Genomic DNA, 12,877 nt, shown 5'->3' with positions numbered 1-12,877 from the left:
TTTCCGGTGAGGCCGCCTCAGCCCTGCGGGCTGCGGGCCAGGCGGTCGTTGCGCAGCATCATGCGCTCGCGCACCCACAGGAAGAACGCGGCGAACGGCAGCCAGCCGATCCAGCGCAGGCCCTCGATCAGGTACTCGCCCGGCGTGGTCGCCATCAGGTAGTCGACCTGGACCTTCCAGACGCTCGACACGATCTCGAAGCCCAACATCCAGATCAGGATGGCCGGCAGTAGCACCGTCAGCGGCTTCATCTGCTCGCTCAGGCGCTCGGCGTACCAGGGCGCCAGGGCGATCGAGAAGGCCAGAACCGCCAGCACCAGCTTGGCAGCCTTGTGCTCCTCGAACCACGCGATAAGCATCGGCTCGCGGGTGATCATGCCGTAGGCCGTCCAGCAGAGCACCGCGCCGCCGATCAGGATCACCGACGGATAGCGGTCGACCAGCTTGATCACGAGCTGGCTGCCCCAGACGATGATCGGCACGCTGATGGCGAGGCCCAGCAGGATCAGCAGGATCGAGCCGTGCGAGGCGCCGCCGATGGCCAGCACGTTGTCGATGCCCATCACCGCGTCGGCGATGATGATCGTGCGCACTGCCGCGGCGAAGCTCGCGGCCGGCGCCTTCACGAGGCTGCTTTCCTCGGCATTTTCCTGCGGGGTGACCAGCTTGCGCGCGATCCAGACGAGCGCGAGGCCGCCGGCCAGCATGAAGCCCGGCACCGCCAGGATGTAGACCACGAGGATGGCCATCAGGGCGCGGATGGCGATGGCGCCGAAGGTGCCCCAGAAGATGACCTTGTTCTGGCTCTCCTTGGGAAGGTTACGCGCGACCAGGCCGATGATGAGCGCATTGTCGCCCGCCAGGACGAGGTCGATCAGGATGATGGCAAGGAGCGCCGAAAAGAATGCGCCCGAAAACAGTTCGAGTTCCATGAAAGTCTCCAACAACAAGTGAATGCGTGCCGTCGCCGCGCGCTTCCTCGTGGAAGGGCGGTCGCCGGTAGTTCAACCAGTCGTCAGAGCTTGATCGGCACTTTCTCTAGAGCGTCCCGATGGGCGGGATCGAGCGGCCGGAAGAAGGCCCCGCTCACGATCCGAAGCACCATGATGCCCGCCGCCATCACGGTGCCGGCGAACATCAGTTCGATCAGGTGCCAATGGCGCATCGCCATCACGGAGAGTTCGCCGCCGAAATCGAACAGGGCGAACTCGAGGCCCACTTCGCCCAGCCAGGTCGGATCGACCGCATCGCCGAACGAAGCCAGGATCATGCAGATCACGATCGACGCAACGAACAGCTCGCCGCTCGGAGACACGGTCCGGACGGCGTTGGCGGCGCGATGCGATCGATGGATCAGGCGCATGGTTCGATCAATTTCCGGCCGGTCTGGCCGCAGATCAAGTGCAAAGCGACACGACCGTCCCGAAATGTCGCAGCTGGCTCAAATCTCCAGCCGTCGCAGTCGGAGTGCATTTCCGATGACGCTGACCGAGCTCAGGGCCATGGCCGCGGCGGCCAGGATCGGGCTCAGCGTGAGGCCGAGGACCGGATAGAGAACGCCCGCCGCCACCGGCACGCCGGCCGCGTTGTAGACGAAGGCGAAGAACAGGTTCTGGCGGATGTTGGCCATGGTCGCCCGCGAAAGGTGGCGGGCGCGGGCGATGCCCAAAAGGTCGCCCTTCACCAGGGTGATCCCGGCGCTCTCGATGGCGATGTCGGTGCCGGTGCCCATGGCGATGCCGACATCGGCGGCGGCCAAAGCGGGGGCGTCGTTGACGCCGTCGCCGGCCATCGCCACCACGCGGCCCTCCGCCTTCAGGCGCTGGACGATCCGGGCCTTGTCCTCGGGCAGCACCTCGGCCTCGACCGTATCGATGCCCAGCCGCGCCGCGACCGAGGCGGCGGTCCGCCGGTTGTCGCCGGTCAGCATGACGATGTGCAGCCCGTCCGCGCGCAGGCGCTTCAGGGCTTCCGGCGTGGTGTCCTTCACGGGATCGCTCACCGACAGCAGCCCCTCGACCGCGCCGTCGACCGCCAGCAGCACGACGGTGGCGCCCTGCTCGCGCAACGCATCGGCCTTCGCGTCGGCTGCCGTCACGTCGAGGCCGGCTTCACGCAGGAAGGCAGCGTTGCCCAGCAGCAGGCGTCGTTCGTCGACGGTGCCCGACACGCCCTTGCCGGCGGGCGAGGCGAAGCCTTCGACGCTGGCCGTCGTCACGCCGCGCGCCTGCGCCCCGGCCAGGATCGCCGCGCCGATCGGATGCTCGCTGCCGCGCTCCAGGCTGGCGGCGAGCCGCAGGATCTCGGTCTCCGGCAGGCTGCCCAGCAGCTCGATCGCCGTCAGGGTCGGCTTGCCGAGGGTGAGCGTGCCGGTCTTGTCGATCACCAGCGTGTCGACCTTCTCCAGCCGTTCGAGCGCCTCGGCGTTGCGGATCAGGATGCCGGCGGCGGCACCGCGTCCGACACCGACCATGATCGACATCGGCGTGGCGAGGCCGAGCGCACAGGGGCAGGCGATGATCAGCACCGAGACGGCCGCGACCAACGCGTAGGAGAAGGCGGGCGCCGGGCCCCAGATCGACCAGGCAACGAAGGCGAGGACCGACACGGCGATCACCGTCGGCACGAACCAGCCGGCGACGAGATCGGCCAGCCGCTGGATCGGCGCGCGGCTGCGCTGTGCTTCGGCCACCATGCGCACGATGCGCGACAGCATCGTGTCGCTGCCGACCAGCTCGGCCTTCATGACGAAGGCGCCGCTCACGTTCACCGTGCCGCCGATCACCTTGGCGCCGGCGGTCTTGGAGACGGGCATCGGTTCGCCGGTGATGCTCGATTCGTCGACCGAGCCCGCGCCTTCGACGATCGCGCCGTCGACCGGCACCTTCTCACCCGGACGCACGCGCAGCCGGTCACCGACCAAGATCTGGTCGATTGCCACTTCGGCGTCGTTGCCGTGGGCGTCGATGCGTAGCGCAGTGCGCGGCGCCAGTCCCAGCAAGGCCTTGATGGCGCCGCCGGTCGCGTCGCGGGCGCGCAGTTCGAGGACCTGGCCGACCAGCACCAGCACGACGATGACGGCAGCCGGCTCGAAATAGACCGGCACCATGCCGTCGGCGCCGCGCAGGCCGGCGGGGAACAGGCTTGGCGCTACGGTGGCGATCACGCTGTAGGCCCAGGCGACGCCGGTGCCGAGCGCGATCAGGGTGAACATGTTGAGATGGCCGGTGCGCACCGACTGCCAGCCGCGCACGAAGAACGGCCAGCCGGCCCACAGCACGACCGGCGTTGCGAGCACCATCAGCAGCCAGGGCGTCAGCCCGTGCGGCAGGAAGCGATGCAGGTCGAACAAATGCCCGCCCATGTCGAGCGCCACCACGGGCACGGCGAGCGCACCGCCGATCCACAGGCGGCGCGTAAAGTCCAAGAGCTCTTCGTTCGGCCCGTCGTCGAGCGAGACCTCGGCGGGTTCGAGCGCCATGCCGCAGATCGGGCAGCTTCCCAGGCCGAGCTGGCGGATTTCGGGATGCATCGGACAGGTGAAGATCGTACCGGCCGCGACCGGCGGGGCGGGCGACGCCTCCTCGGGCTTCAGGTAGCGCACCGGGTCGGCGGTGAACTTCTGCAGGCACTTGGGATTGCAGAAGTAATAGGTCTGCCCCTCGTGCACGGTCGTGTTCTTCGCGCCCTCGATCTTCACCTTCATCCCGCAGACGGGGTCGATGGCGATGTTGGGGTCGGCAGGCGACGTGGGCGCGTGGGACGCGTGGCAGCAGGCGTGGCTCATGCTTGCTATCTATACCCTACGGGGGTATGGTTCAAGGCATGGACGAGAAACTCAAGAAGTCGCAGCTCGCGCGCCTCAGCCGCATCGAGGGCCAGGTGCGCGGCGTTGCGCGCATGCTCGAGGACGACCGCTACTGCATCGACGTGCTCACCCAGATCCGCGCCGTGCGCGCCGCGCTCGACAAGGTCGAGCAGGAGACCCTGAATGACCATCTGCAACACTGCGTCGCCCACGCGTTCCACGCCGGCTCCGAGAAGGACCGCCAGATCAAGATCGACGAACTCCTGGAGGTTCTGGACAGTCGTCGCCGCTAGCCTCGTCGGCATCGCCACGGCGCACGCGCATGGCGGTCACGAGGAGAGGGCGTACGGCAAGCCGGGCGATCCCGGCACGCCGCTGCGCATCGTGCAGGTCGTGATGCGCGAGCACGATGGCCGCATGCTGTTCACGCCGGACAAGCTCACCGTGCGCGCGGGCGAGCAGGTGCGCTTCCTGTTGCGCAACAACGGTGCGATCGAACACGAGTTCGTCGTCGCTACGCTCGAGGACAATCTTCGCCACATGAAGGCGATGGAAGCCAATCCCGACATGCGCCACGAGGAGCCGAACGCGCGGCGCCTCGATCCGAAGCAGACGGGCGAAATCCTCTGGCGCTTCACCAAGCCCGGCACGTTCGACTTCTCCTGCCTCATTCCCGGTCATCGCGAAGCCGGCATGTTCGGCACCATCACCGTCGAGTAGGCCTGCCGCCTCGCAACGCGTGGCATGCAAATTGCTGCATCGTTCCTTGAAATTCGGGGACGATGCAGGGGGTCGCATGTTTCATCGTTTGTTGTCCGGTCTGGCTCTGGCTGCCGCGTTCGTCTCCGTCGCCGCCGCGCAGGATCTGCCCAAAAGCCAATTCAAGGTGATCGGGCTCAACAGCCCGACGCCGGTCTCGATCCACGACGAGCTGCCGTTCTGGCGCAAGACGCTGCCCGAGGCGTCGAAGGGCGCGATCACGGCCGACGTGACGCCGCTCGACCAGATGGGCATCGACGACAAGACGATGCTGCGCCTGCTGAAGCTCGGCGTCATGGACTTCGCCGCCATGGACATCTCCAAGATGGCCGGCGACGACCCGCGCTTCGAGGCCTGCGACCTCGCCGGCCTGACGTTGACGCCGGACAAGGCCCGCGTCGCCTGCGACGCCTATCGCGGCGTCATCGACCGCCAGATGCAGAAGAACTGGAACGCCAAGCTGCTGGCCTTCGGCGGCAACACGCCCCAGGTTTTCTGGTGCAAGGACGTGGCGACCGGACTGGCCGGCCTCAAGGGCAAGAAGATCCGCGTGTTCAACAACACGATGCGCGACTTCCTGGGCGGCGTCGGCGGCACGGCCGTCAGCATGGCCTTCGCCGAGGTCGTGCCGGCGCTCAGCGCCGGTGTGGTCGATTGCGGCGTGACCGGCAGTCTCTCGGGCAACACCGCGGGTTGGGCCGAGGTCACCAAGTCGATCTATCCGATGTCGCTGGGCTGGAGCATCAACGTGCTGGCCGTGAATCTCGACACCTGGAAGCGCCTTGATCCCAAGACGCAGGCCTTCCTGACCGAGCAGTTCAAGGCCTACGAGGAGAAGATGTGGTCGACCATCAAGACCACGACCGCCGAGGCCGACAACTGCAACACCGGCGTGCAGCCCTGCACCATGGGCAAGCTCGCCAAGACCACCATCGTGCCGGTGAAGCCGGAGGAGATGGACACGCACAAGAAGCTGGTCGAGGGCGCCGTGCTCGCCGGCTGGGCCAAGCGCTGCGGCGTGGAGTGCACCAAGGAGTGGAACGACACGGTGGGCAAGGCACTCGATCTCAAGGCGCCGACGCCGTAAGGACGATCACCAGATGAATCGCCTGCAGGCGGCCGCCGAAGGAATATCCCGCATCGGCGCAATCATCGGCGGCGCGATGCTGCTGGTCGCGTCGATCCTGATCTGCATCGACATCACCTTGCGCTACACGATGTCGGTCACCCTGGGGGGCGCCGACGAGCTGTCGGGCTACGCGCTCGCCATCTCCAGCGCCTGGGGCTTCTCCTCGGCCCTGCTCAGCCGCTCGCACATCCGCATCGACACGATCTATGTGCGGCTGAAGTCGGCGGGCGCGCGGGCGATCCTCGACCTGGTCAGTCTCGCGACCCTGATGGGCTTCTTTGGCATGGTCGCCTGGTATGCCTGGGGCGTGGTGAAGCAGTCCTGGGTGTCGGACTCGCATTCATTGTCGGCGATCGAGGCGCCCTTGGTGATCCCGCAGGGCCTGTGGTTCGCGGGGCTGGTCTTCTTCGTGCTGCTCTGCGCGCTCCTGTTCGTGCGCGGGTTCCTCGCCTTCATGGCCGGCGACTATCCCGGCCTGTTCGCGATGATCGGCTCGAAATCGGCGCTCGACGAGGCGGAGGAGGAGATCGCCGCGGTGGCGCACGGTCTCGAGCAGGAGAAGAACCAATGACCGCCGGTGTCTCCCTGATCATCTTGCTGGGCCTGCTCGGCAGCTCCATCGCGGTCGCGGCCGGCATGGGCCTGGCCGGCCTGATCCTGAACGGCATCTATTCGCCGATGCCGATGAACCGCATCGTCGGCGAGCTCACCTGGTCGACGACCAGCAACTTCATCCTGACGGCCATTCCCTTCTACATCATGTTCGGCGAGATCCTGCTGCGCAGCGGCACGGCCGAACGCATGTATGCGGCCCTCGTGCAGTGGCTGTCGTGGCTGCCGGGCGGGCTGATGCATTCCAACATCGGCTCCTGCGCACTGTTCGGCTCGGTGTCGGGCTCCAGCGTCGCGACCGCGGCGACCATCGGCGTCGTGGCGATGGGGGAGATCGACAAGAACAAGTACAACGAGCCGCTGTTCCTCGGCACGCTGGCGGCCGGCGGAACACTGGGCATCCTGATCCCGCCCTCGATCAACATGATCATCTATGGCGTGATGACCGACACGTCGGTGCCCAAGCTCTATCTCGCGGGCTTCCTGCCGGGCTTCATCCTGACCGTGCTGTTCAGCCTCACCGTGCTGGTCGCCTGCGTGTGGAAGCCGGAATGGGGCGGCAAGAAAGTCGAGACCAACTGGGAGATGCGGATCAAGCTGCTGCCCGACCTGCTGCCGCCGCTGGCGCTGCTGCTGATCGTGATCGGCGCCATCTTCTTCGGCATCGCCACCGCCACCGAGGCGGCCGCCGTCGGCATCGTGGGCGCGCTGGCGATCACCTGGCAGCAGGGACGGCTGTCGTGGCGCATGCTGCGCGACGTTTGCGAGGGCACGGTGCGCACCACGGCCATGGTCGTGGCGATCCTGGTCGGCGCCTTCTTCCTCAACGTCATCATCCAGACGATCGGCCTCACCCAGCAGCTCAGCCTGCTGATCACCCACTGGCAGCTTTCGCCGGTGCAGGTGCTGGGCGCGGTGATCGTGCTCTATCTCGTGCTCGGCACCTTCATGGAGGAGCTCTCCATGATGATCTCGACCATCCCGATCACCACGCCACTGATGGTCCAGGCAGGCTACGACCCGGTCTGGTACGGCATCCTGCTGGTGCTGCTGATCCAGACGGCAATGATCTCGCCGCCCTTCGGCATCAACCTGTTCGTGATCCACGGCATCCGCGGCCGCGGCAAGCTCTCAGATGTCGAGAAGGGCTCGGCCCCGTTCGTCATCGCCCTGCTGGCGATGATCGCGATGATCTGTGTCTGGCCCGATATCGTGATGATCGCGGTGCGCTGGTTCGGATAGCTGCTCGAACGGACCGCGGGCCTCCAGGCCCGCTTCATGTCTGAGCAGACCTGGAGGTCCGCGGTCCCTGATCTAAAGCGTGATCACGATGTTCCCGGCGCTGTCGCGTTCGGCGCGGGCGCCGGGCGGGACGACGCAGGTCGTATCGTATTCGTCGATGATAAGCGGGCCGGTCTTGGCTTCGGCGAGATCGGCGCGGCTCATGATCGGCGTGTCCATCCAGCCATGCTTGTCGCCGAACCAGGCGCGGCGCGAGGCCCGCGCCCCGGACTCAGGCCGGCTCGACCGCACGTTCTGGGGCACGCCACTGCCCTCGCGCAGGCCCGCGCCCACGAGCTGGATGGCGACCAGCTCGACCGGCTCGTCGGGCCCGGCGCGATGACCGTAGGTGCGTTCATGCTCCTGGCCGAACGCCTCTTCGAGATGCGCGACCATGCGCGCGTCGATCGGCCCGTCCGGGACCGGCACGGTGAGCTCGTAGCTCTGCCCCTTGTAGTGCAGCGCTGCCGACCGCTTCAGCCGGGCGCCGGTGCCGGTAAAGCCTTCGACGGCGAGCTGGCCGTCGGCCTGCTGCGCCATCGTCGTCCAGGCGCGGTCGATCTCACCGAGATCGGCCTGGCGCAACAGGCGCCGGAAGGTCCGCGCATAGTGATGTTCGACGTCTGCATAGAGCAGGCCGAAGGACGAGAAGAGGCCGGCCGACGGCGGCACGATCACCTTGCCGATGCCCAGCGCCGCGGCCATGCCGGCCGCGAACAGCGGTCCGTTGCCGCCGAAGGCGAACAGCGAGAATTCGCGCGGATCGCGGCCGCGTTCGGTCGACACCGCCTTGATGGCGCGGATCATGTTCGACGCGGCGATCAGGTGCGCGCCATAGGCCGCGCGCTCGATCGTCATCCCGAGCGGCCTGGCGATCTTCTCCTCGAACACCGCGCGCGCCTTGTCGGCATTGAGCTTCACCGCACCGCCCACGAGATGGCCGGGATTGATGTAGCCCAGCAGCACGTTGGCGTCGGTGATGGTCGGCGCCTCGCCACCCTTGTCGTAGCAGACCGGGCCGGGGAAGGCGCCGGCGCTCTCCGGTCCCGCCTGCAGTGCGCCGCCCGGATCGATCCAGACATGGCTGCCGCCGCCCGCGCCCACTTCGGCGAGGTCGATGGCGGGAACCTTCAAGGTGTAGCCCGCGCCGGTCAGAAGGCGAGAACCGATCATGATGCCGGCGCCTACGGCATATTCCTGGGCGCGCGCGACCTCGCCGTCCTCGACCATCGACGCCTTGGCGGTGGTGCCGCCCATGTCGAAGGTAATGATCTTCTCGAGGTTCTTGGCGCGGGCCAGTGCCTGCGCGCCGACCACGCCACCGGCCGGACCGGACTCGATGATGTTCATCGGCCGCTCGGCCGCGGCGGTGTCGGTGGTGAGGCCGCCGTTCGACTGCATCAGCAGCAGGCGCGCGGGGATGCCGGCGCCGTCGAGGCCGCGACGCAGCGCGTGCAGGTAAGTCGCCACGATCGGCATCACATAGGCGTTGATGACCGTGGTCGAGGTCCGCTCGTATTCCTTGATCTCGGGCAGCACCTCGCAGGAGACGCTGAGCGGCAGGTGCGGCGCCTTTCGGGCGACGATGTCGCGCAGCATCAGCTCGTGCGCGGGATTGGCGAAGGAGTTCAGCAGGCAGATCGCGATCGCCTCGACCTTCTCGGCCAGCAGCGCATCGACGGCGCGTTCAGCGTCTGCGGGATCGAGCGCACGGTCGACCTTGCCGGCATGATCGACGCGCTCGTCCACGACCCGACGCAGATAGCGTTCGACCAAAGGCTCCGGCTTGGTCCAGGTCAGATCGTAGAGCTTGGGCATGCGCAGGGTGCGGATCTCCAGCACGTCGCGGAAGCCCTTGGTGGTGATCAATCCAACGCGGGCGCCCTTGTGTTCGAGGATCGCGTTGGACGCGACCGTGGTGCCATGGCGAATCTCCTCGATGGCGCCGCCGTCGAGGCCGGTCTCGCGGAAGACCTCGCTCAGGCCGTCGACGATCGCCTGGGCGTAGTTGCCGACGCTGGAAGAAATCTTCTTGGTATGGATGGTGCCGTCGGAACCGAGCAGCACGATGTCGGTGAAGGTGCCGCCGATATCGACACCGACGCGATAAGTCACGGTCATGGCGGCTACTCCGCGGCCCGGGCGAGTGGGGCGGGATCGTGCCATTGCACCTTGGGCGTCTCGGTCCAGCCGCGCGCCTTGGCGATCCCGGCGCGATTGCGAGCCGTCGCGGCGGCGTCGACCGTCCACGTCTTGGTGTCGATCGCGACGCCATAGTCGGCGAGCGCTTTCGCGGGCGAGAGCAGCTCGTTGCGCACGTCGCGCAGCACGGCCGCGGGATCGCGCTCCAGCGGATCGCCCCAGCCGCCGGCGCCGGCCAGCACATGACGGAAGATGTCGCCACCCTTCACCGTCATCGTGAGCTTCGATGGCAGCAACCGGTTCTCATCGTCGGGATTGAGATAATTCTCCGACGGGCCACCGGGACTGCCGCCGTAGAGGCCAAACGGGCGATGGTCGCGGCGGTCGGAGCGGACCTGCAGCATGCCTTCGGTCTCGAGGAACTTGTAGTCGCGCAGGAACGGCACGCCACCGCGATACTTTCCGGCGCCGGCCTTGTCGGCCACGAACTCGTAGGCCAGCAGCTTGATCGGCTGCTCGGCCTCGGTGACCTCGATCGAGTGCGAGGCCATGTTGGCGAACATGTGCGAATTGCCGTCGAGCCCGTCGGCGAAGGGCCGCGCGCCCCAGGCGCCGCAGGTGAAGTCGACATAGACGAAGGGCTTGCGCTCGGCGTCGTAGCCGCCGATCGAGATGCCGGTGTTGCCGCCGTCGCCGGCCGCCTTCACCCGGTCGGGCAGCATCATGGCGAGCGCGCCGAACATGCAATCGGTCATGCGGAAGCCGGTCAGGCCGCGCGCCGCGCAGGCCGCCGGTAGCACGCCGTTGCCCACGGTGCCGGGCGGGCAGATCACCTCGATGGCGCGGAAGACGCCTTCGTTATTGGGAATGCCCGGCGGCAGCACCGAGCGCACGCCGGTGTAGGAGGCGGCCTTGGTGAAGGAGAGCGTGTTGTTGATCGCGCCCTTCACCTGCGGATTGGTGCCCGTCCAGTCGACCACCATGTGGCCGCCCTTTTTGGTGATGGTGACGAACAGGCGGATCGGCTTGCCGTAATCGACGCCGTCATCATCGATCCAGTCTTCGAAGCTCCATTGTCCGTCCGGCAGCTCCTGGATCGCCGCGCGCGTCAGGCGCTCGGCATAGTCGATGACTTCGTTGAGATAGAACTTCGTCTCTTCCGCCCCATGGCGTGAGACCAGCTCGGCGAACTGCTTTTCACCGATATGGCAGGCCGCGAGCTGGGCGCGCAGGTCGCCGAACAGCTGGACGGGCAGGCGGACGTTTTTCTCGATGAACGTCATGATCGTCTTGTTGAGGACGCCCTTGTCGTAGAGCTTCATCGGCGCGATGCGCAGGCCCTCGGCGTAGATCTCCGTCGAGTCGGATGCGTTCGAGCCGGCGACCCGGCCGCCCACGTCGATGTGGTGGCAGACGGTGCAGGCGAAGGCCAGCCGCTCGCCCGCGTGGAACAGCGGCTTGATCACGAAAATATCCGGCAGGTGCATGCCGCCATCGAACGGATCGTTCATGATGAAGACGTCGCCTTCGGCCATGTCGTCCTTGAAGTGACGCATGATCGATTCCATGGCGGTTGGCACCGAACCCAGATGCCCCGGCAGGGTCAGGCCCTGGGCCGCGAGCTTGCCGTTGGCGTCGGCGAAGCCCGTGGAATAATCCATGTTGTCCTTGAGCACGCCGGAATAGGTCGTCCGGAAGACGGTGAGGGCCATCTCGTCGGCGATCGAGAAAATGGCGTTCTTGAAGAGCTCCAAAGCAATCGGATCGGACACCGGCACTTTTGTCTTCCTCCCGTAACTTGCGGCTGACATTTGGCGAGCCTCGCCATGCAATTTGCAAGCCGCTCCGCCTGACGATTTTTGCCCGGCAGACGTGTGCGACCGGTCGCATGGGCTAGATCACCCCGGTCGGGCTAGATTGCGCCAACCTTTTCCGAAGGAACCTCGATGTCCAAGATCAAGATCGCGCTCGCCTGCCAGGGTGGCGGCAGCCAGACCGCCTTCACGGCCGGTGCCGTGAAGACCCTGTGCCAGGCCAAGCTCGGCGAGGAATTCGAGTTCGTGAGCATCAGCGGCACGTCGGGCGGCGCCGTGTGCGCCACACTGCTCTGGTACTCCTTCATGAAGGGCGAGCGGCCGGTCTGGCAACGCATGATGAATTTCTGGGAGGAGAACACCGCCCAGGGCCCGGTCGAGCACGCCATCAACCGGTTCATCGTCGAATCGGTGCGGATGGTGAATTCGGGCATGATGCCGACCCTGCAGCTCAGCCCGTCCTCGCCCGTCATGCAGTCGATGATGGAGTTCATGACGGCCGGCCAGCGCATGGGCTTTTCCGATTTCCGCGGCCTGCTCGAAAAGCACATCGATTTCGCCGAGATCGCCTCGTGGGGCGCGCAGCCGGGCCGGCCGGTGCTGATGCTGGGGGCGGCCAATATCACGAGCGGCGCGCTGGCGAAGTTCGTGTCGACCCAGGAGCCGATCAAGGTCGAACATGTCCTGGCGTCCTGCGCCGTGCCGAACATCTTCCCGGCGGTGCAGATCGGCGACCATGCCTACTGGGACGGTCTCTTCTCCGACAACCCGCCCGTCGAGGAACTCATTCGCCCGCGGTCGGTTGGCGAGGACAACATTCCCGACGAGATCTGGCTGATCAAGATCAACCCGACGGCCAGCCAGCGCGTCCCGAAGAAGCCGGGCGAGATCGTCGACCGGCGCAACCAGCTCGAAGGCAACATCTCGCTGTTCCAGCAGCTCGGCCATCTCGAGTTCATGAACGACCTGATCCTGGCCGACGCCTTCCGGCCGGAGTTCCTGTCGCGCTTCGACATCAAGGCGCCGGTGCGCATCCCGAAGTCGTTCCACAGCGACGCCGACAAGCCCTACCATATCCCCTGCATCGAGATGCCGGTCGAGCTGCAGGACCTGCTCGACTACGAAGGCAAGATCGACCGTGGCTCGGAGAACATCTCCCGGCTGACCGCCGAGGGCGAGAAGGCGGCCGCTCTCTTCCTGCGCCAGCGCGCGGCGGTCGTTGCTGGCTCGTCGCTGGGTGAAGACCAGACCGCCGGGCAAGCCGAGAGCGGCGCGCCCAACGATCTGCCTTTGTCGCGCTGGAAGGAATCCTAGGCCGAGCGAAGCTCGGCC

11 protein-coding genes are annotated in these 12,877 nt (G+C 66.6%); 6 read left to right on the top strand and 5 right to left on the bottom strand.

All coding sequences use genetic code 11. The annotated features are described in order from the left end of the window. Positions 1–17: 17 nt before the first annotated feature. From AC1RP5_RS28125 to AC1RP5_RS28115, 3 genes are all read right to left on the bottom strand, one after another. Positions 18–932: a TerC family protein gene (locus AC1RP5_RS28125; RefSeq protein ID WP_493116113.1), complete on the bottom strand. Its 915-nt coding sequence runs from the start codon at positions 930–932 to the stop codon at positions 18–20. A gap of 83 nt (positions 933–1,015) precedes the next feature. Continuing rightward, on the bottom strand, positions 1,016–1,363 hold the full coding sequence (locus tag AC1RP5_RS28120) for a hypothetical protein (protein ID WP_493116112.1): 348 nt from the start codon (positions 1,361–1,363) through the stop codon (positions 1,016–1,018). Positions 1,364–1,441: 78 nt separating this feature from the next. Beyond that, entirely contained in the window at positions 1,442–3,787 is a 2,346-nt protein-coding gene (locus AC1RP5_RS28115; RefSeq protein ID WP_493116111.1) for a heavy metal translocating P-type ATPase, read from the bottom strand. 38 nt (positions 3,788–3,825) lie between these two features. Between AC1RP5_RS28115 and AC1RP5_RS28110 the strand changes: the two genes are divergently transcribed. The 5 genes from AC1RP5_RS28110 to AC1RP5_RS28090 all read left to right on the top strand — a co-directional run bounded on the left by AC1RP5_RS28110 (position 3,826) and on the right by AC1RP5_RS28090 (position 7,550). Then, positions 3,826–4,101, top strand: coding sequence for a metal-sensitive transcriptional regulator (locus tag AC1RP5_RS28110; protein WP_493116110.1), 276 nt, complete (start codon positions 3,826–3,828; stop codon positions 4,099–4,101). Between the two features lie 10 nt (positions 4,102–4,111). Then, positions 4,112–4,528, top strand: coding sequence for a cupredoxin domain-containing protein (locus AC1RP5_RS28105; protein WP_493116315.1), 417 nt, complete (start codon positions 4,112–4,114; stop codon positions 4,526–4,528). Positions 4,529–4,604: 76 nt separating this feature from the next. Further along, complete coding sequence (locus AC1RP5_RS28100; protein ID WP_493116109.1) at positions 4,605–5,654, top strand: TRAP transporter substrate-binding protein; 1,050 nt, start codon at positions 4,605–4,607, stop codon at positions 5,652–5,654. 13 nt (positions 5,655–5,667) lie between these two features. Beyond that, positions 5,668–6,267 carry a TRAP transporter small permease subunit gene (locus AC1RP5_RS28095; protein WP_493116108.1) on the top strand — a complete coding sequence of 200 codons (600 nt, stop codon included), beginning with the start codon at positions 5,668–5,670 and terminating at the stop codon, positions 6,265–6,267. Continuing rightward, entirely contained in the window at positions 6,264–7,550 is a 1,287-nt protein-coding gene (locus AC1RP5_RS28090; RefSeq protein ID WP_493116107.1) for a TRAP transporter large permease, read from the top strand. The genes AC1RP5_RS28095 and AC1RP5_RS28090 overlap by 4 nt, the downstream gene beginning before the upstream one ends. A 72-nt stretch (positions 7,551–7,622) precedes the next feature. On the opposite strand, the gene AC1RP5_RS28085 is transcribed toward AC1RP5_RS28090, so the two are convergent. Together AC1RP5_RS28085 and AC1RP5_RS28080 are read right to left on the bottom strand one after the other, a co-directional pair. After that, positions 7,623–9,710, bottom strand: a complete 2,088-nt coding sequence (locus AC1RP5_RS28085) for a hydantoinase/oxoprolinase family protein (RefSeq protein WP_493116106.1) — start codon at positions 9,708–9,710, stop codon at positions 7,623–7,625. 5 nt (positions 9,711–9,715) lie between these two features. Continuing rightward, on the bottom strand, positions 9,716–11,503 hold the full coding sequence (locus AC1RP5_RS28080; RefSeq protein WP_493116105.1) for a hydantoinase B/oxoprolinase family protein: 1,788 nt from the start codon (positions 11,501–11,503) through the stop codon (positions 9,716–9,718). 174 nt (positions 11,504–11,677) lie between these two features. Here AC1RP5_RS28080 and AC1RP5_RS28075 point away from each other — a divergent pair, with 174 nt between their 5' ends. Next, on the top strand, positions 11,678–12,859 hold the full coding sequence (locus tag AC1RP5_RS28075; protein WP_493116104.1) for a patatin-like phospholipase family protein: 1,182 nt from the start codon (positions 11,678–11,680) through the stop codon (positions 12,857–12,859). The last annotated feature ends 18 nt before the right edge of the window (positions 12,860–12,877 follow it).

The organism is Reyranella sp. GW821-FHT12G01, assembly GCF_058806575.1.
This window is presented reverse-complemented; position numbering and strand designations above follow the sequence as displayed.

What these genes read in the sequence shown, in the direction of transcription:
- AC1RP5_RS28120 (WP_493116112.1), bottom strand. Translation starts at nt 1,363, where the DNA reads ATGCGCCTGATCCATCGATCGCATCGCGCCGCCAACGCCGTCCGGACC.
- AC1RP5_RS28075 (WP_493116104.1), top strand. Translation starts at nt 11,678, where the DNA reads ATGTCCAAGATCAAGATCGCGCTCGCCTGCCAGGGTGGCGGCAGCCAG.
- AC1RP5_RS28100 (WP_493116109.1), top strand. Translation starts at nt 4,605, where the DNA reads ATGTTTCATCGTTTGTTGTCCGGTCTGGCTCTGGCTGCCGCGTTCGTC.
- AC1RP5_RS28085 (WP_493116106.1), bottom strand. Translation starts at nt 9,710, where the DNA reads ATGACCGTGACTTATCGCGTCGGTGTCGATATCGGCGGCACCTTCACC.
- AC1RP5_RS28110 (WP_493116110.1), top strand. Translation starts at nt 3,826, where the DNA reads ATGGACGAGAAACTCAAGAAGTCGCAGCTCGCGCGCCTCAGCCGCATC.
- AC1RP5_RS28095 (WP_493116108.1), top strand. Translation starts at nt 5,668, where the DNA reads ATGAATCGCCTGCAGGCGGCCGCCGAAGGAATATCCCGCATCGGCGCA.
- AC1RP5_RS28115 (WP_493116111.1), bottom strand. Translation starts at nt 3,787, where the DNA reads ATGAGCCACGCCTGCTGCCACGCGTCCCACGCGCCCACGTCGCCTGCC.
- AC1RP5_RS28125 (WP_493116113.1), bottom strand. Translation starts at nt 932, where the DNA reads ATGGAACTCGAACTGTTTTCGGGCGCATTCTTTTCGGCGCTCCTTGCC.
- AC1RP5_RS28090 (WP_493116107.1), top strand. Translation starts at nt 6,264, where the DNA reads ATGACCGCCGGTGTCTCCCTGATCATCTTGCTGGGCCTGCTCGGCAGC.